Origin of the sequence: Streptococcus cristatus (assembly GCF_003943515.1) — a bacterium.
Classification (GTDB): Bacteria; Bacillota; Bacilli; order Lactobacillales; family Streptococcaceae; genus Streptococcus; species Streptococcus cristatus_D.
Genome location: NZ_RJPT01000009.1, coordinates 23,774 through 42,588 on the forward strand (window position 1 = coordinate 23,774; position 18,815 = coordinate 42,588).

An 18,815-nucleotide genomic window follows, 5' to 3' on the forward strand; every position below is an offset into this window, starting at 1 on the left:
TCCTATCTATGTGTCCGTGGATCACTTGCATCGGCTAAGTTTTGACCAACTACGAAGAAGGAAAGGGATACCAAGATCAAGGTTGTCAATGGAATCCAGAAAAGGTAAGCGTTGGTTGTTACGTTTTGTGAATAGTCGGAAATCAAGCGTCCCAAACTTGGTACTGTTACAGGAAGACCAAGTCCAAAGAAGGAAAGGAAAGCCTCGTACGAGATAAAGTTTGGAAGCATTTGAGAAGTTGTCGTCACGATAACAGATACCAACTGGGGCATGATATTCTTAGTCACAATCTTATATGTCGGTGTTCCCAAGGTACGCGATGCCAAGTTATACTCCAAATCACGATAACGCATAATTTGAATACGGATCGTATACGCAATCCCCACCCAGCCAGTGATGGTCATGGCGAAGATCAAGTTCCAGAAACCAGCACCGATAGAGTAAGTCAAGACAATGACAATCAAGAGTGCTGGAATATTTGAAATAACATTGTAGACTTCCATCATGACACGGTCAACCGCTTTGGAAATTCCCCAGATAGCACCAATGATAATTCCGATAATCAGGTTAATGAGTGTTGCGATAATCGAAATCAGAATAGAATTCCGAGCACCAAACCAAACACCGTCAAACAAAGATTTACCATTACTGTCTGTACCAAACCAGTGTTCAGCATTTGGTTTGATATAACGCATACTAAAGTCATTTACCTTGCTGACATCATTGAAATCGAAATTCGAGAACATTGGATAAATGAAACTCATCAAAACGATGGCAACCAGAATTCCTAACATGATCGTCGTTGATTTCTTTTTCAAGAATTGACGCATAACGGAGCGCCAGTATGAATAAGCTGGAGCATCAATCGTTTCAGAGGCAAAATCGTCACGTTTGACAAATTGGAATTTACTTTTATCAATTGTAGCCATTATTTACCTCCTTTAGATGTTAATTTAATACGTGGGTCAAGCATTGTCATCAAGATATCACCAACTAAGAGGGCAAAAATTGAAAGACAGGTGAAAATGAATACAAGACCAACCACCATTGAGTTATTTGATGCCTTAACAGAATCAATCAGCATTTTACCCATACCAGGAAAAGCGAAGACAGTTTCTGTCAGGGTCGCACCTGCAATAACACCAACGATAGAAGCTGGAATACTAGACACCAACGGTACCATCGCATTCTTGAAAATGTGCTTGTTCGAAATTTCTTTCTCAGAAAGACCTTTGGCACGAGCAAAGCGAACAAAGTCTTGGGATTGTAAGTCAATCATATAACGACGGATCCAGACAGCTGTCACAGGTGCGCTCAAAAGTCCAAGAATCAGAGATGGCAAAACATAGGAACGCCAGTCGCCTGCTCCCAAAATTGGGAAGGAATCTGGAAGTCCAACAGCTGAACCAGCCAAACGAACAATATAAACAAGAGCGATGGTTGGCAATGACATCATAAAGGTCAAGGCACCTGTTGAAATACTATCAAACCATGTATTTTTCAAACGAGCCATATAAGAACCAAGCGGAACAGCAATCAAATAAGAAAGCGCCACACCAATCAGACCAATAATAGATGAGCTGACAATCATCGATGGGTTTTGATAGTTATTCTTGGTTGCAGTGTAAGCATCTCCCTTGCCATATTTAGCAATATCCTGCGAGTCTGCCTTACTTGGAGTCTTGTAGGTACGAGAGTAAATATCTACAGCAGAAGTTTTCTTACCTGTTGGGAATTGAACTTCTGATGATTTTGTTTGACCTTGTCCTTGGGAAATAACTTGCAATACAGGCGTATTCGCATAAGTAGGATAAGAATTTCCTAGGTTCAAACTAACAAAGTTTTGGTGAACAAATGGGAATTGGCCATTAAAATATAGAAGATATTTATGACGAGTACCAGAACCTACGACTGACCAACCAATGGCCGGGTCATTTTCGATACGGATATAGCGCTTAAGATTTGGATTTTCCTCATCTTGAATCGCATTTGGATGATCAATCTGAATCAGATTAGCATAGAACTCAAGTACACGCTCGTAAACTGGAACTTCACGAACAGCATAGAATTCTTTGCTTTCTTTGAATTGATACAATTTCCAACCTTTGCCAAGTTTTTCAACATAGGCTTCGTAGATCTTTTTATTCTCATCGGTTGCCTCAGTAGTTACAGATTTATTTTCCTTCTTGGCTTTTTCCTGTAACTCTTTTGTATCATAATAGTCAATATAACCCATCCGTTCATAGACTGTATTTTCATAGTTTGTCTTTTTATCTTCGGTTGTGGCTATCTTATTGTAGTTCGGGTCTTGTTTGAAAATCAATCTTCTCGGAACCATTGTATAAATAATGGTATAGGTCAAGGTCGTTACCAAGAAAATCGACACAATTGAGCGTAAAATACGCATAAAAATGTATTTCTTCATTTATCGTTTCCTTTAAATTTCAAAAGAACTTTCTCTCGTTATTAGAGAAAGTTCTAGTGAACGATTTATTCTACATGACTTTCGAGATCTTTTTGTGCTTTCGCATTTGACTCTTCTTTTTCTTTCAGCCATTTCTTACGAGCTGCTTCGTAGTCTTTCTTCGTTACTACTTCATCTTTCACTTTAATACGTTTGAAGTAAGTAGAAGATGTCTTATTACCTGTTTGGGCATAAGCGCCTGAGAACGGCTCGATACGTGAGATAAATGGTGCTGCTCCTTGGTTTGCCATCAATGGAACAATAATAGAGTTATCTGTCAACCAAGCTTGAGCCGCTGCATATTTTTCGTAACGAGTAGCAACATCTGAAGTTTCTTTACCAGCTTCATCTACCAAGCGGTCATATTCATCTAAACCAACTTGCTTAGCTGCAGCATTATCTGCTCCTTCAAAGCCAAGGTAGGTTTTTGTTGTTTCAGCTGCTGAAGTCTTCAGAATGTCTGTGTATGTTGATGGATCTTGATAGTCAGGACCCCAGCTAACGAGGACTGAAATATCCCAATCTTCAGCGGCAGCATTTGGTGCGTAGTAAGTAATATTGAAGAGGTCATCTTCTGACATTTGTTGGATATCTACCACTACATTTTCAGCTCCCAAAGCCTTTTCAACAGATTGCTTAAGGGATTGAGCACGGTTGATCAATGGTTTCGATGTTTGAGAAACTGGAAGATCTAGATGGATTGGGAATTCAACTCCCTCTGCTTGCAAGGCAGCTTTTGCTTTTGCAAACTCTGCTTTTGCCTTCTCAGCATTATAGAGTCCGTCTTGACCATCCTCAAGTTTAACACCTTTCCATTCGTCACCCAATGCAGCCACTTTTTCTTCGACTAGATCACCAAAAGATTTATCGCCAGCTTGAACAAAAGTTGGTGGTACAAAAGTATTGCGAACAGCGTAAGGTGCACCTTCTTCACCATTGATCTGTGCTGAATAAGACTTACGGTCGATAGCAAAGTTCAAGGCTTGACGGAAGTCTTTGTTAAGAATCGCTTTCTTAGTAGCAGACTTCTGAGCATCTGTTGTTTTACTTGTGTGATTGTAACCTTGGCGGTCAAGGTTGATACTCATCACATTTACAGTAGCAGCTGGTGCAGTAAAGTAGATGTTGTCCTTAAAGTCTTTTTCTACTCCAGCATAGTTTGAGCTTGTAGGGTAGAGACGAGCTACTGTGTAAGCACCGTCTTTAAAGTTACGAGCAAGGGCATCTTGGTCTTGTCCATCAAAGTAAGACAACTTAATTGTGTCAATATGGACATTTTCTTTATCCCAGTAGTTTTCATTCTTTTGATACTCAACAGCAGACTTAGCAGTGATAGACTTCATCAAGAATGGTCCATTGTAAAGGATAGAAGATGGGTCAGTAGATTGACCGAATTTGTCCCCCTGTTTCTTAAGGAAATCTGCGTTAACTGGCCAAAGAACTTGTGAAGTTGTTTTTGAATTCCACTGTGGTTCAGGTTGGTTCAGAGTATATTGGAGAGTGTGGTCGTCAACTGCCTTAACTCCGACAGTAGAGAAGTCAGTTGTCTTACCAGTCACATAGTCATCCAAGCCTTTGACAGATTGTTGAACAAGGTATAGGGCTTCAGATTTCTTGTCGGCAGCATGCTTGAGACCAGTCACAAAGTCCTGAGCTGTCACATCTCCGTATTCTTCACCTTCTGAAGTATACCATTTAGCGTCTTTACGGATTTTATAGGTATAAGTCAAACCATCTTTAGAAACAGTCCAAGACTCTGCAATAGACGGTACAAAATTACCATATTGGTCATTTTCCAACAAACCGTCCACACCGTTTGTCACAAGGTCAACTGTTGAAGCTTTACCAGATGTCACATAGTCCAATGTTTCTGGATCAGCAACATAGACATAGTTATAAGCTTTAGATGCGCTGTTTCCTTTTGATGAACCAGAACAAGCAGCTAAAACACCTACTGAAAGAAGGCTAACCCCAGCTAAAGCTAATACTTTGCTTTTTTTCATACGAATTCTCCAATTTTGTTTTTTAGGTTTACTTAGGATTATAGCACAAGAAAGTAAAAAAGTAAACTAAATTTTCTGAATATTATGGTAGCCATGCAATAACTCTACTCTATTACTCGTGTTCATTTTCCACTGCTATTCTAAGAAAAACTTAGCAAGTCTATAGACTTATTTAATAGAAGGGTAGTATAGTCCGGATCATCCTTGAGTTCTTTAATGGAATTTTGAACCAACTCCAAATCATCTGTAATCATCCCATCCACTCCTAAGCGAAAAGATTTGACGATACTATCCTCATCATTAATGGTCCAGTCATAGAGACGTTTATCGGATTGCCAAAGTTTATTGACAAAATGTTCATCCAAGGTTGAATATTCCATGGTGTAGCCAGAAGCCTTAGTTCGTGGAAAGATTGTATTATAAGGCAGGATAAAGAAGCTGGGGATAGAAGAGTCATATTTGACTACCTGATCGATGACTTGGTAGTCCAAAGACTGAATCTGGTGTTGATAAACCTTGATTTTGGCACCATACTTGCTCAAGAATCGCTCCATCATGTCCTTGGAATCTTTCTTGCTGGTCTTGATTTCTATCAAGAGGCGCTGGCCGAGTTGATTGGCTCGAGTAAAGTAATCGTCAAAACTAGAAATCTTAGCCCGATAGCCATTTTCTGAAATCTCTAGCGAAGTCAACTCAGCCAAGGTTAAGTCTTGAGGTTGGGTATCAAGGTCTGCCAACTGCTTCAGATTTGCATCATGCATCATGACAAATTGCCCATCCTTGGTTTCCTGCACATCCATTTCTACCAAGTCAGGTTTGAGCAAGGCTGTTTTTTCCAGCGCTTCTACGGTATTTTGGATTCCATTTTCCCTAGAAACCCCTCTATGGGAAATCGTAATCGGAACGTTCTCCAAAGGGAAATTTAGATAGACATAACCTTCTAATGAAAAGCTTAAGCCGGCAATAGTCAGAACAAACCAACGCATTAGAGATAGGCCTCTTTTCGTTGGATAGTCATTTAAGGTACGATCTGTCAGGAAGGAGACAAATTTGAGGAGGAAATAGGACAACATAGCATAGTAGGCAAACTTAATCAGGACAAAAGCTACAATACCGCTAAAGAGGACAACCTCATTTGGTTGAGTGTTCGCGTATCGCTGCCCTAGTATAGCTGGAGCTGAGAGAAAAGTATAAATCAGAAAGCTTTTGATAATAATCCAAAAAAGATGCCTAGTGTAAAAGAAAAGGCGGTTCTTGGTCTTGGCCAGACTATAGCGAATTGCCTGAGGAACTGTTGCGTGCTCAAAAAAGAGCTGTGGTAGGGCAAACATTAGTCGCACTGCCACTAGAAGCATGCCGACCACAAGAAGTCCCATTAAAACGGCGAACAAAATATTATTTGCCAAATAGGTGACAATAAAATCCGGAACCAAAATTTTATTGAGATAGTAAATTTTCAAAATTTGGCGCAAGAAGGGAAAAAGAAAGCCCATATAAAGTACGATAAAGAGCATTTTCCCTGGGCCAGCCTTCTTGACAATGGCAAAACTATCCCTAAATGTTTTTCCAAGAAAAGCGAATACTGGTCGATTTTCTCTATCCAAAAGGTTGCGAATCCCCATGAAAATCATGCCGCTCTGGAAATAGGCGACAAAAAGATTGACCACAACGAGGACTAGAAAACCCAGACCGACCAGCCAATTAGAGCTGAGGACTGCCCAGACATTATTGTAGGACAAAAAAAGATAGCCTGTCTGTTTGAGTAGGTATTCTGCTGCGTAGGAATTAAAGGGAATCCAAGCATACTCCATCATCATAAAGACCATGAAAAAGAGAACTAGGATCTTGTCTAAATTATGATAAAAGCGCTTAAAGCTAAGTTTTTCTGGTTTCATCTTATTCTTCTTTCAGAAATTTGGGCGAAACAGGGGCAGTCAAGTTACAGTGGCTACAGTGAGTCCGCTCCTATTATTGCCATCTTGGCTCCACCCCTTCTTTGACAAATAGAGAGTGGGACAGAAATCGGTCATTCGTTAGAATTCGATTTCGTCGTCCCACCTCCGCACAGTTGAGTAGGGCTGTAAAAGCTGATGAAATCAGCCTAGTAGATCCCACTCAACCACTGCGTCTTGCTCGACAATCCAAAGACAATTGAGAGGCTAGGAATTTTGTCCCAGCCTCTTCTTTCTTATTTACCAAATAAACGGGCGAAAAAGCCTTTGTTTTCCTGCTTTTGTACCTTCTCCTTGGCTTCATCCAGCTCCAAAAGAAGGGTTTCCCGCTCGCTCATAGCCTTGGCTGTCAACTGCTGCTGCTGGTCCAGCTGCTTATCTTTTTCGGCAATCTGCACATCTTTGATACGGAGTTGCTCGTCTTTTTTAGCTAGCTGGTTATCTTTAGCTTTTAGTTGCTCATAAAGGCGCAAAATCTCAGCATTTTTTTCATCCACTAAGATTTCCATCAACTCGCGCTGTTTGACTTCTTCGCTGACTGGCTCATCTTCAAAAATGGTCTTTTTATAAATTTCTTCTAGCTTAATCAGGCCACTGCGGGTCACGACTGTGACCCCTTTTTCATTTTTTTCTGTATCTTCTGGCGGCAGAGCCTTGACACGGTTATTGATTGCCTGACGGCTGACTCCTAAAATCTCGGCCAGCTCGCTGACTGTCTTTTCAATTGCCATAATTTCCTCTGAAACTTTTTCTAGATATAGTTACCTAAATCTTATCATATCAAGGCTTAACTGTCAAATAAAGCAAAAAAGTGAAGCAATACATTGCTCCACTTTCCTAGCTTTCTATAGTTCAACTTGAAAAATTTCCAAACTCTGCATTTCTTCTTCTGTCAAGCGTCGCCATTGCCCCAGCTCCAGACTTGGATCAAGCTGCAATGGTCCCATAGACAAGCGCTGAAGGTCGGTGACTTCCTTCCCACACGCTAGAACCATCCGCTTCACCTGATGAAACTTGCCTTCTGAGAGCGTGATATGAACCAAACTGGTCTGTGCTCCTTCATCTCTTTCGATAATTTCGAGCTGGGCAGGCTGACAAGTGAAATCTTTGAGTTCGATTCCTTGAGCAAAACGCTCAACATCTGCCTGATCCATCAGACCAGCAACCTGGGCCTGATAAACCTTAGCCACATGGCGCTTGAGAGATAGCATAGCGTGCGATAGCTGACCATTATTGGTTAAAAGCAGAAGACCATGCGTATCCACATCTAACCGCCCCACAGGAAAGACTTCTTTTTGACGGGCAGTATGGTCCAACAAATCTAAAACCGTTTTATGGCAGTCATCTTCAGTGGCAGAAATGACACCCTTTGGTTTGTTTAAGAGATAGTAGACAAATTTTTCATAAACCAAGGTCTGACCATCCACCACAATCTGATCCAACCGTTCATCAATCTGTGCCTTGGCTGACGTGACTGCTGTCCCGTTAACCCAGACGTGACCTTTTTTCAATAGTTGCTTGACTTGACTGCGCGAGCCAAGCCCACTTTCTACTAGAAATTTATCCAGACGCATACTCTTCTCCTAAGCAAACTTTTTCTTGAGAATGCCGAATGCCAGCACTGCTATTAAAACCATCAGGCTTCCCAAAACGCCAAAGATAAAGGAAGCTTGGCTTGAAAATTGACTAATCAATGACAAAAAGAAAGTTGTAGCGGTAGCTCCAGCACTACAACCTAAAATCACAATCGAAGTTGCTTGATTCAGGGATTTGCTAGGAATTCTCTCAGAAAGAATATGGAAAATCGATGTCAGACTGACACTATAAACAAAGCCATAAGCGATAGTAACGACACTCAAGAGCAAGAGATTGGGTGCCAAACCAATCATGATCGTAGTAAGACCAAAGACCACTCCTGCAACCGTCAATAAATTTTCCTTGAAATAATGAAGAAGAGGTGCAAAGGACAAGCCTGCAGCAATACCAATCAACTGCATGGTTGAAAGAATCAAACCTGCCGTCTGAACACTACCCATACCAGACTTTTCAACCAGTCCGGGCACGCGCACGTTGATGACAACATTCGTCAAGACAATCACCGCTGCTACCAGGGCTAGGCCGATTGTCAGAAACCACTGTGCAGCTGTCAAGCCCTTGCCTTCCTGATGAGCCTCATGATGCTTCTCCTCCTTGCCATAGGGAACAAAGAGCAGGTAGAGGGCTAGAACGATCAAACCCGAAGCATAGACCAAGAAAGAAATTTCCCAGCCAAAGCGAAGCAACTGGCTCACTCCAAGTGTCAGGAGGGCTGTCCCAACAACTTCAGCCGATCCACGCAGACCTAAGGTCTGAATGCGTTCCTTGCCCTCATAACGTTCGCTGATAATCGAGATAGCTTTGGCATTGAGCAAACCAACTCCCATACCAAAGATAAGCCTAGAGGCAAAAATCACCCAGTAGGCCTTATTCACGAGAGGAACAAAGCCGCAAAGAGCGAAGATCAAGAGCCCCGTCACAATCATCTTTCGTTCCGATAAATATTTCTCCACCAAGCCATTTAAGATTAGCATGAGCATAATCCCAGCCGATGGGAGAGAAACCAACAATTCAATCCAACTTTCTGGCAAGTCTTTATAATAAGCAAACATAGCCGATTGGGCACTGGAAATCGAAAAGGAGGTCGTCAACACCAAAGAAAGTGAGAGAATACTCACTTTTTCCATAAACTTTTTCATTCTATTTTCCTTTAAAAATCACACTCATTCTATCATACAGCTTTTTAGAAAAAGACGCAATCATCTTTTCTTAAAAATTCGGCCATTAAAAAGATTATTCTTTCGAAAAATTTCTCCTCTGACAAAAGGACAAGCCCTTTCTTTATTTCTGGCGGGATTTGTGTTATGATGAAGGGAGGAAAAAGGAGAGAATCATGTCTGTTATTGAAAAAAAATCGGTTATGGATAAATTAACCAAGGCAGCTCATTTGATTGATATGAGCGATATTATCCGCGAGGGAAATCCTACCTTGCGTGCGGTGGCTGAGGAAGTCAGCTTTCCCCTATCTGATCAGGAAATCATTTTAGGTGAGAAAATGATGCAGTTTTTGAAACATTCTCAAGATCCTGTCATGGCGGAAAAAATGGGTCTCCGTGGCGGAGTCGGTCTAGCAGCGCCTCAGCTGGACATTTCTAAGCGAATCATCGCTGTGCTGGTGCCAAATCTGGAGGACGAAGAAGGAAATCCTCCTAAAGAAGCCTACTCACTGGCTCAGGTCATGTACAATCCTAAAGTTGTGGCCCACTCTGTGCAAGATGCAGCTCTGGCTGACGGCGAGGGTTGCCTTTCCGTCGACCGAGAAGTGCCAGGCTATGTCGTGCGCCATGCACGGGTGACCGTGGATTACTTTGACAAGGATGGTCAAAAACACCGCATCAAACTCAAAGGCTACAATTCTATCGTGGTTCAACACGAGATTGACCATATCAACGGCATTATGTTTTACGATCGTATCAATGAAAAAGACCCATTTGCAGTGAAAGACGGCATGCTGGTACTGGAATAAACGGCCATATATTGCAATCAAAAATACCTAGACGTTTTCACGTCTAGGTATTTCTTTTACACTATTCTAGGTGCCTCGTTCCCAGAAAAGAGCCAAAAGGATCACAGCGCCCAAGACTGAGGGAAGAATAGCTGTGTCCGCTAGCATCGGTCCCCAGTGGCCAAAAAGCAATTGCCCAAGCCATGAACCAAACCAGCCCAAGAGGATTTTTCCGATACAGCCCATACGTTCCCCGCGGCTGGTAATAGCCCCAGCCATGAGACCAATAATAAAACCGACAAACATACTACCAATCATATAGGATCCTTCTTTCTATGTTTCTAAGAATACTTTTCGAGAAGCAGGTGGGAGCTGTCAGATTAAAAGTACCCGTCAAAACGACTTCAAATCTTAAATTGCCCAGTCTCCATTGCGGAAGATTGGCACACGGCTGCCATCTTCTCGGATACCGTCGATATCCATTTGATTAGAACCAATCATAAAGTCTACGTGAACATCTGAACGGTTGAGGCCCGCAACTTCAAGCTCTTCTTCGCTCATCTCTGCCCCACCAACGACGCTAGTCGCATAGGCTGCACCGATAGCCAAGTGGTTTGATGCATTTTCGTCGAAAAGGGTGTTGAAGAAGGTAATGCCTGACTGAGAAATTGGGCTTGGATCTGGTACCAAGGCACATTCACCCAAGGCACGCGCTCCAGCATTTTCAAAGACAAGGTCTTTCATGACCTGATCACCCTTTTCAGCAGTAATGTCAACGATTTGGCCATCTTTGAAGGTTACTTTAATCCCTTCGATGATATTTCCATTGTAGCTAAGAGGTTTTGTAGAAGTAACATAACCATCCGCGCGACGGAAATCAGGGGCAGTGAAGACTTCTTCTGTTGGCATATTTGGTAAGAATCCTTCTCCCTGTGCATTGATAGCACCAGCTGATTCCCAAACGTGATTCTTAGGCAAACCAAGTGTCAAATCTGTCCCTGGCGCTGTGTAATGAAGGGCTGAAAATTGCTCCTTATTAAGCATATCTGCCTTGCTCTTGAGGATGGCTGCATGTTCTTCCCAGGCCTTAACAGGATCTTCTTCGTAGACACGGCAAGTTTTGAAGATTTGGTCCCAAAGGAGGTCCACTGCTTCTTCATCGCTGGCTGCATTTGGAAAGACCTTTTTAGCCCACTCTGTACCAGCGGCTGCAGCGACTGTCCAGCTGACCTTGTTTGATTGAGTTGCAATCCGCATCGGCTTCATGGCCAATCCCATAGCTTTAGCAGAAGCTGATAATTTCTCAGCGTCCACGCCATTCAAAGCTCCCGGATCAGATGAACGGACACCCAAGCGGCTAGCCTTCTTTTCGAGGAGATAGTTCATCTCGGCAATCTTGTATTCTGGCACATTGTCCAAACGCTCCATCGGCGCGTGGAGGAATTTCTCCCGGTTAGTGACATCATCCGCCCACTGGACGATGACCTCGTGAGCCCCCAGAGCATAAGCTTCCTTGACAATCAAGTGAGCCAGCTCACGCTGCTCCACATCAATATTAAGCGCTACTGTGTGACCCGGCTGCACATTGATACCATTGGCAACCAATAGTTTTGCGTATTTTTCTAAGTTTTCTTTAAAGTTTGGTAGAACCATTTTCTTTCTCCTTTTTTCTTTTTATTTCTCTTTAAACAGGGACAGCAGGCTAACCGCTGCCACCGTACCGCAAATCAAGGCGGTCATTTTCAAAATCATATCTGGATCAAGATCCAGCTGGTAATCAAACACCTTTTGCGCTGGCTTATCCTGTGCGGAAATGGTAAGTTTCATAAAAACCTCTTTCTATATTTTAGAAAAACTCATCAAACAAACTCAATTGGTTATCCTCTGGCATATTGCCGAGAATGCCCATATCATCCATTTTTTCAACTAGGGTGCTAGAGAGGCCGCCACGTTTGCGGAGCTCTGTCTTAGAAAGGAATTCACCTTCTTCCCGCGCTCTAACTAATTGGCGGGCAACGTTATCACCCAGACCGTCCATGGTAGAGAAAGGCGGGATAAGGGTATCTCCTTCGATGAGAAACTCGGTCGCGTGGCTCTTGTAGAGATCTAGCTTGCCGAATTTGAAGCCCCGCTCCAGCATTTCATTGACGATTTCCAGAGTCGTATAAAGGTCAATTTCTACATTGGAGGCTTCGTTGTTCTTACGCTTCTCAGCGATTTCGTTCATCCGGCGTTTGACGACATCAAGTCCGCCACTCATGGTCTTGATATCAAAGGCCTTAGCCCGGATGGAGAAATAAGCACAGTAGTAATAAATCGGATGATGCACCTTGAAGTAGGCCACCCGCAGGGCCATCATAACATAGGCTGCCGCATGGGCCTTGGGGAACATGTACTTGATCTTTCCACAGGATTCGATGTACCATTCTGGCACATTGTTTTCCTTCATGGCTGCGATGTAGCCATTGCGCTCTTCTTCAGAAATTTTCAGCCAAAGGCCCTTCCGCACGCGCTCCATGATCGTAAAGGCCATCTTAGGATCCAAGCCCTTGTGCATGAGGTAAACCATGATGTCATCCCGACAACCGATAACGGTGGACAGGTCAGCAATTCCTTGCTTGATCAAGTCCTGAGCATTGCCCAGCCATACGTCCGTACCATGAGAGAGACCAGATAGCTGTAAGAGCTCGGCAAAGGTCGTCGGATGGGTCTCATCAACCATGCCCCGTACAAAGTTGGTTCCAAACTCTGGAATTCCCAGCATACCAGTCGGCGTACCGATTTGCTCCTGAGTCACTCCCAGAATATCTGTCCCAGAAAAGAGGGCCATAACGCCAGCGTCATCCATAGGAATGTCATTAGGATCAATGCCAGACAAGTCCTGAAGCTTCCGAATCATGGTCGGATCATCGTGTCCCAGAACGTCTAGCTTGAGGACATTTTCATCGATATCATGGAAGTTAAAGTGGGTGGTTTGCCACTCGGCCGTCACATCGTCAGCTGGATATTGGACTGGTGTAAAGTCATAGACATCCATATAGTTAGGGATAACAACGATTCCGCCCGGGTGTTGTCCAGTCGTCCGCTTGACTCCGGCAGCTCCCTGCGCCAGACGCTCAACTTCGGCATCCCGATAGAATTTCCCGTAGTCGCGCTCATAGCCCTTGACAAATCCATAGGCCGTCTTAGCCGCAACGGTACCAACAGTTCCAGCCCGAAAGGCATACTCTGCACCAAAGATATCTCGCACGTCCAAATGGGCGCTTGGCTGATCCTCTCCAGAGAAGTTCAAGTCAATATCGGGTACCTTATCCCCGTCAAATCCAAGGAAGGTCTCAAATGGAATATCCTGACCGTTCTTGCTCAGCTTGTGGCCGCACTCTGGGCAGTCCTTATCCGGCATATCGAAGCCAGAACCATAGGAGCCATCCGTGATGAACTCACTGTATTGACATTTGCCACAGACATAGTGAGGTGACAGGGGATTAACCTCGGTAATCCCAATCATGGTCGCAACAAAGCTGGATCCGACAGACCCCCGCGATCCTACCAGATAGCCCCGCTCATTGGAGCGTTGCACTAGCATCTGCGAAGCCAGATAAATCACGGCAAAGCCATTCCCCAAGATGGAGGTCAGCTCTTTTTCAATTCGCAAGTCCACGATATCTGGCAGCGGATTGCCATAAATCTCAAAGGCTTTTTGATAGGTCAGCTCAGCAACTGTCTCCTCAGCCTTGTCAATGAAAGGCGTATAGAGGTCGCCCTTGACCACCTCGACCGGCTCAAAGGTTTCCGCCAGCTGATTTGGATTGGTGATAACTAGCTTCTTAGCCAAATCCTCGCCTAGAAAGGCAAATTCGTCCAGCATCTCATTGGTAGTCCGGAAGTGAGCCTTAGGAAGCGGAGCCGGCTGGGCATTTTCACCGTGACCAATGGTCCGGTTAATCATGGCTCCCTGACCCAGACTCCGAACGATAATCTCTCGATAGATTTCTTCTTCCGGCTCGATATAGTGGACGTTCCCCGTCGCAAGGACAGGCTGACCCAAGCGTTCTCCGACCTCAATCAGATTGCGAATAATGGTCTGCAGTTCTTCCTGGTCCTTGATCTGCTCTTTGGCAATCAGAGGCTCATAGATAGCCGGCGGCATGACCTCGATAAAGTCATAATACTTGGCTACTTCGACAGCCGCGTCCACCCCCTGAGAGACAACGGCGTCATAGACTTCGCCTTCTGAGCATGCCGAGCCCAGAATCAGGCCTTCACGATGGGCATCAAGGACGGTCCGTGGAATCCGTGGAACTCCTTCAAAATACTTGGTATTGGACAGGCTGACTAACTTGAAAATATTTTTTAGTCCCGTCTGATTTTTCACATAAATGGTCGCATGCTTGACCCGAGCCTTCTTGTAGGAATTCTCATCGACCAGATCCGTATTCAAATCCTTGAGATTGGTCACACCATGCTTTTCAGCTACATCCTTGATAAAGATAAAGAGGAGGCGGCCTGTCGCTTCCGCGTCATAGTTGGCCATGTGGTGGTGCTCCAGAGCAATCTGGAAACGCTTGGTCAAAGGCCCCAGACCATGACGCTTGTATTCTGGATAGAGATTGCGGGCAAATTCCAGCGTGTCAATGACTGGCTGGGTAATTTTCGGCAGGCCATGCCGCTCATAATTGACATTCATAAAGCCCACGTCAAAGGTAGCATTATGGGCAACGAGGACACTGTCCTGGCAAAATTCCTGAAACTCTTTCAGCACTTGCTCAAGTGGCTTTGCATTGCGGACATGCTCATCAGTAATCCCAGTCAGATCCGTCGTAAAGGCCGACAGAGGATGGCCAGGATTGATAAACTCATCAAACTCAGCGATGATATTGCCCTTGTGCATCTTGCTGGCTGCGACCTGAATCAGGTCATTATAAACTGCTGAAAGCCCTGTCGTTTCCACGTCAAAGACAACATAGGTCGCATCGCTCAGCTCCATGTCCACTTCATTGTAGACGATGGGCACTCGGTCTTCGACAATATTGGCCTCCATACCGTAAATCAGCTGAATACCAGCTTTCTTGGCAGCCTTGTAGCCATGGGGAAAGCTCTGCACATTGCCATGGTCAGTAATGGCGACAGCCTTGTGGCCCCACTTGGCTGCTGTTGCCACGATTTCCTCGACCTCAGGTAAGGCATCCATAGTAGACATATTGGTATGGGCGTGAAACTCGACCCGCTTCTGCCCCTCAGGCATCAAGTCCTTGCGCTCATAATGGGTAACGGCCTGCACATCCTGCACATTCATGGTCAGGTCGCGGGTGAAGTTGTTCATCTCCACATTTCCGCGTACCCGCAGCCAGGCACCTTTCTTAATCATGTCAAACTTCTTGGCTTCTTCTTCGTTTTTCATCCATTTCTGCAAGGAGAAGCTGGAAGTATAGTCTGTCATCTTGAAATTGAGCAAGACCCGGCCGGTCCGAGTGACCTTCTGCTCCAAGTCAAAGACCATTCCCTCGAAAACCAGATGATTTTCCTCAGTCTGAACTTCGTTCATCGGGGTAATCTCTGCCTTGTCCAGATTTGGTTTAGCCGCAGCCTTGCGAGCTTGGAAATCATAAGTCGGTTTTTCTTCTGGCGGTGGCGCCATCTGTTGCAGGGATTCCATGGCTTTGAGCGCCTCTTCATTGGCCGCCTGGACAATCTTGTCATTCTCCGCTTGGAAATTCTCTGCTTGTTGCTGGGTCAGCTCATCGCTGTGCTGAACTTGACAGGTCAGCTGAGGAAAGCCATACTTAACCAGCTGGCGACTGAGGTTGGGCAGGTGATTCTTGCGAAAATGCTCCGTATCAATGGTCGAAGCCCCCTCAATCAGCAGCTTGTCCCCATCCAAATGGACCCGTAAATCCTGATACAGACTCTTAAAGCCATGGCTGGCACAAGGCCCCTCCTCAAAGGCCAGCTGGTAATAAGCCTGCAAGAGCTCATCCGACACTTGGGGAGCCTGACAGTGAATTTCAAAAACGGCTTGATTGCCCGTCTTAGAAAACTCTTGAGCTAAGCGCTTCTGCAACTCCCGAAAAATCTCAATAGGCAATATATCTGAAAAAGAAAAATGAAACTCCCAGACCCGACTGACCTTGTGGACCAGAACCTTCTCAATTTCTGCATTCAAAAAGGCCTCTGAATTTCTCATTTCCAGTGGCATATCCAGCTGATGCATTAAAATTTCAAACTTGTTTGACATGACATTTCCTCGTACAGTAGTGACCCTATTTTACCATAAATCAGCACTTTTTTCGACAGAAAAAGAGCCAGACAAGCTTGTCCGCTCTTTGTTCATATTACAAGAAAGCCTAGAGTTTTACCTTAACACTGCTTCTGCCAGCGCTTTTTGGATGGCAATGACACTTTTATCACTTCGGAAAGTTAGGGTTTCAGCCGGTTCCTCAGCACTCGAAACCCAGATTTTCAGCTCAGCATCTAAGTCAAAATGGCCGTCTGTTTCCACTGAGAAGCGAGAAATGGAGCGATAAGGATAAGACTTATAAGCTGTTTTCTTGCCAGTCACTCCCTGCTTGTCCACCAAAATCAACCGCTTATCTGTAAAGACAATCAAATCACGAATCAGACTGAAAGCCAACTCCACATTTTCTGCTGGCGTCAGAATATTCTCCAATTCTCTTTCTGTTTTTTCAATATCTTTCTGAGAAGCATTGCCCAATAAACCGCTGAATAATCCCATGTTTCGATCCTCCAATCCATTTTCCCTACTATAGCATTTTCAAGGCCAATAAGCAAAAGAAAGAGAGTGGGACAGAAATCGGTAATTCGTTAGAATTCGATTTCGTCGTCCCACCTCCGCACAGTTGAGTAGGGCTGTAAAAGCTGATGAAATCAGCCTAGTAGAGCCCACTCAACCACTGCGTCTTGCTCGACAATCCAAAGACAATTGAGAGGCTAGGACTTTTGTCCTAAACTCTTGTTTTATTTTGTCAAAATAGACAGAGTTTCTAGCAGATTATCAGCGTGGACTTCAATGGTATCGCCCGTAGCCTTAATCTTGACTTCAACGATGCCATATGCGGCTTTTTTACCAACTGTGACACGGATTGGGAGACCAATCAAATCACTGTCGCTGAACTTAACACCTGCACGCTCATTGCGATCGTCCACCAAGACTTCATAACCAGCGTTTAGCAAGTTAGCCTCGATTTGGTCAGTTAGAGCCAGAGCTTCCTCGTCCTTGACATTGACTGGAATCAGGTGCACGTCAAATGGTGCCAGCTCTTTCGGGAAGTTGATGCCCCAAGCATAGCGAAATTCACCCTTAGGAGTTTTATTGACAAAGAGACGAGCGTGTTGCTCCATAACAGCAGAGAGGAGACGGCTGACACCGATACCATAGCAGCCCATAATCATTGGTACTGCTCGGCCATTTTCGTCCAAGACATTGGCATTCATACTGTCAGAGTAGCGTGTTCCCAGCTTGAAGATGTGCCCAATCTCAATCCCACGAGCAAACTTGAGGATACCTTGACCGTCCGGAGACACTTCACCTTCACGAACTTCGCGGATATCCACATACTCTGGGCTAAAGTCACGGCCTGGATTAACACCAGTCAGGTGATAGCCATCTTCATTGGCTCCTGCTACAGCGTTAGAAAGGTCTTGGACTCTACGGTCCGCGATAATGGTCACATCTTCTGGCAGATTGACTGGGCCTAGTGAGCCAAAGCCTGCGCCCAAGATCTGACGAACATCCTCTTCACTAGCGACTTCAAAGAAATCAGCTCCCAGATGATTTTTCAGCTTAACTTCGTTGAGTTGGTCATTGCCGACAAGGAGCGCTACGACAGGCTTTTCATCAGCCATGTAAACCAAGGTCTTGATTGTTTTTTCTGTATCGACTTGTAGGAAAGCTGCCACCTCATCAATGGTCTTGCAGTCAGGAGTTTCCACACGCACCAACTCTGCTTCAGTCACTACTTTTTTGTTTGGTTTGTAAGCATTGGTCGCCATTTCTAGGTTGGCTGCATAGCTAGACTCACTAGAGTAAGCAATCGTATCTTCACCAGAGACCATCCACTTGAGCAATTCTGCCTTGATTTCTTCTTGCACTTCTGCAGGAATCTCATCAAATGAGGCAACTGACTTGTCCAAAACGACCCAACGGTCAAGGTCTGTACGAGCAGGCGTGATCGCCATAAATTCCTGACTATCCTTACCACCCATAGCGCCGCCGTCACCAATAATGGCTTTGAAATCTAGCTCGCTGCGAGTGAAGATTTTCTCATAAGCAGATTTGTACTCATCATAAGTTACATCCAAACTATCATAGTTGGCATGGAAACTATAACCGTCTTTCATGATAAACTCACGAGTACGAAGAAGGCCGTTACGTGGGCGTTTTTCGTCGCGGTACTTAGGTTGGATTTGATAGAGATTGAGTGGCAATTGCTTGTAAGATTTAACAGAATCACGGACAATAGAAGTAAAGGTCTCTTCATGTGTCGGACCTAGGATAAAGTCTGACTTTTCACGGTTTTTCAATTTATAGAGGTCTTCACCATAGGTCTCGTAACGACCTGACTCGCGCCAGAGGTCCGCACTGAGAAGGGCCGGAGCCAACATCTCCACCGCACCAATCTTATCAAACTCTTCCCGCATGATTTTTTTAGCTTTTTCAATAACACGGTTAGCCAGTGGCAGATAAGAGTAGACTCCCGCAGAAACTTGGCGAACATAGCCAGCCCGCAACATAAGGGCATGGCTGATAACCTGAGCATCGCTTGGCATTTCGCGCAGCGTTGGGATTAGCATTTTACTTTGTTTCATAAAAACAAAACTCCTTCATAGAATATTTT

At 44.5% G+C, this 18,815-nt stretch carries 14 protein-coding genes; 1 reads left to right on the top strand and 13 read right to left on the bottom strand.

The window, feature by feature from the left end; all coding sequences use genetic code 11:
- Positions 1 to 2: 2 nt before the first annotated feature.
- From oppC to D8791_RS08125, 7 genes are all read right to left on the bottom strand, one after another.
- Positions 3 to 929 (bottom strand): oligopeptide ABC transporter permease OppC, encoded by a 927-nt coding sequence (gene oppC / locus D8791_RS08095; RefSeq protein ID WP_045500891.1) that lies wholly within the window; start codon positions 927 to 929, stop codon positions 3 to 5.
- On the bottom strand, positions 929 to 2,425 hold the full coding sequence (locus tag D8791_RS08100) for an ABC transporter permease (RefSeq protein WP_125447248.1): 1,497 nt from the start codon (positions 2,423 to 2,425) through the stop codon (positions 929 to 931). Before D8791_RS08100 ends, oppC begins: the two co-directional genes overlap by 1 nt.
- Before the next feature lie 65 nt (positions 2,426 to 2,490).
- Entirely contained in the window at positions 2,491 to 4,467 is a 1,977-nt protein-coding gene (locus D8791_RS08105; RefSeq protein WP_125447250.1) for a peptide ABC transporter substrate-binding protein, read from the bottom strand.
- Positions 4,468 to 4,607: 140 nt separating this feature from the next.
- Complete coding sequence (locus tag D8791_RS08110; RefSeq protein ID WP_125447252.1) at positions 4,608 to 6,362, bottom strand: glycerophosphodiester phosphodiesterase; 1,755 nt, start codon at positions 6,360 to 6,362, stop codon at positions 4,608 to 4,610.
- 293 nt (positions 6,363 to 6,655) lie between these two features.
- Positions 6,656 to 7,150: a DUF536 domain-containing protein gene (locus tag D8791_RS08115; RefSeq protein ID WP_125447254.1), complete on the bottom strand. Its 495-nt coding sequence runs from the start codon at positions 7,148 to 7,150 to the stop codon at positions 6,656 to 6,658.
- A 114-nt stretch (positions 7,151 to 7,264) separates the two neighbouring features.
- Positions 7,265 to 7,993 carry a pseudouridine synthase gene (locus tag D8791_RS08120; protein WP_125447255.1) on the bottom strand — a complete coding sequence of 243 codons (729 nt, stop codon included), beginning with the start codon at positions 7,991 to 7,993 and terminating at the stop codon, positions 7,265 to 7,267.
- Positions 7,994 to 8,002: 9 nt separating this feature from the next.
- Entirely contained in the window at positions 8,003 to 9,154 is a 1,152-nt protein-coding gene (locus tag D8791_RS08125; RefSeq protein WP_125447257.1) for an MFS transporter, read from the bottom strand.
- Positions 9,155 to 9,348: 194 nt separating this feature from the next.
- Between D8791_RS08125 and def the strand changes: the two genes are divergently transcribed.
- Positions 9,349 to 9,981, top strand: coding sequence for a peptide deformylase (gene def, locus D8791_RS08130; RefSeq protein ID WP_041826812.1), 633 nt, complete (start codon positions 9,349 to 9,351; stop codon positions 9,979 to 9,981).
- Between the two features lie 66 nt (positions 9,982 to 10,047).
- Here def and D8791_RS08135 read toward each other — a convergent pair whose 3' ends face one another.
- From D8791_RS08135 to D8791_RS08160, 6 genes are all read right to left on the bottom strand, one after another.
- On the bottom strand, positions 10,048 to 10,278 hold the full coding sequence (locus D8791_RS08135) for a GlsB/YeaQ/YmgE family stress response membrane protein (RefSeq protein ID WP_125383345.1): 231 nt from the start codon (positions 10,276 to 10,278) through the stop codon (positions 10,048 to 10,050).
- A 93-nt stretch (positions 10,279 to 10,371) separates the two neighbouring features.
- Positions 10,372 to 11,613, bottom strand: a complete 1,242-nt coding sequence (locus tag D8791_RS08140; protein ID WP_125447258.1) for an aminopeptidase — start codon at positions 11,611 to 11,613, stop codon at positions 10,372 to 10,374.
- 21 nt (positions 11,614 to 11,634) lie between these two features.
- A complete protein-coding gene (locus D8791_RS10315) occupies positions 11,635 to 11,787 on the bottom strand; it encodes a hypothetical protein (protein ID WP_185760575.1) in 153 nt (50 codons plus the stop codon).
- 19 nt (positions 11,788 to 11,806) lie between these two features.
- On the bottom strand, positions 11,807 to 16,195 hold the full coding sequence (locus D8791_RS08145) for a PolC-type DNA polymerase III (RefSeq protein WP_125447260.1): 4,389 nt from the start codon (positions 16,193 to 16,195) through the stop codon (positions 11,807 to 11,809).
- 117 nt (positions 16,196 to 16,312) lie between these two features.
- Positions 16,313 to 16,693 (bottom strand): PH domain-containing protein, encoded by a 381-nt coding sequence (locus D8791_RS08150; protein ID WP_125447261.1) that lies wholly within the window; start codon positions 16,691 to 16,693, stop codon positions 16,313 to 16,315.
- 242 nt (positions 16,694 to 16,935) lie between these two features.
- Entirely contained in the window at positions 16,936 to 18,786 is a 1,851-nt protein-coding gene (locus tag D8791_RS08160) for a proline--tRNA ligase (protein WP_125447263.1), read from the bottom strand.
- Positions 18,787 to 18,815 lie beyond the last annotated feature (29 nt).

Coding starts and splice junctions, on each gene's coding strand:
- D8791_RS08125 (WP_125447257.1), bottom strand. CDS start 9,154: ATGAAAAAGTTTATGGAAAAAGTGAGTATTCTCTCACTTTCTTTGGTG.
- D8791_RS08150 (WP_125447261.1), bottom strand. CDS start 16,693: ATGGGATTATTCAGCGGTTTATTGGGCAATGCTTCTCAGAAAGATATT.
- D8791_RS08105 (WP_125447250.1), bottom strand. CDS start 4,467: ATGAAAAAAAGCAAAGTATTAGCTTTAGCTGGGGTTAGCCTTCTTTCA.
- D8791_RS08115 (WP_125447254.1), bottom strand. CDS start 7,150: ATGGCAATTGAAAAGACAGTCAGCGAGCTGGCCGAGATTTTAGGAGTC.
- D8791_RS08140 (WP_125447258.1), bottom strand. CDS start 11,613: ATGGTTCTACCAAACTTTAAAGAAAACTTAGAAAAATACGCAAAACTA.
- D8791_RS10315 (WP_185760575.1), bottom strand. CDS start 11,787: ATGAAACTTACCATTTCCGCACAGGATAAGCCAGCGCAAAAGGTGTTT.
- def (WP_041826812.1), top strand. CDS start 9,349: ATGTCTGTTATTGAAAAAAAATCGGTTATGGATAAATTAACCAAGGCA.
- D8791_RS08145 (WP_125447260.1), bottom strand. CDS start 16,195: ATGTCAAACAAGTTTGAAATTTTAATGCATCAGCTGGATATGCCACTG.
- D8791_RS08135 (WP_125383345.1), bottom strand. CDS start 10,278: ATGATTGGTAGTATGTTTGTCGGTTTTATTATTGGTCTCATGGCTGGG.
- D8791_RS08100 (WP_125447248.1), bottom strand. CDS start 2,425: ATGAAGAAATACATTTTTATGCGTATTTTACGCTCAATTGTGTCGATT.
- oppC (WP_045500891.1), bottom strand. CDS start 929: ATGGCTACAATTGATAAAAGTAAATTCCAATTTGTCAAACGTGACGAT.
- D8791_RS08110 (WP_125447252.1), bottom strand. CDS start 6,362: ATGAAACCAGAAAAACTTAGCTTTAAGCGCTTTTATCATAATTTAGAC.
- D8791_RS08160 (WP_125447263.1), bottom strand. CDS start 18,786: ATGAAACAAAGTAAAATGCTAATCCCAACGCTGCGCGAAATGCCAAGC.
- D8791_RS08120 (WP_125447255.1), bottom strand. CDS start 7,993: ATGCGTCTGGATAAATTTCTAGTAGAAAGTGGGCTTGGCTCGCGCAGT.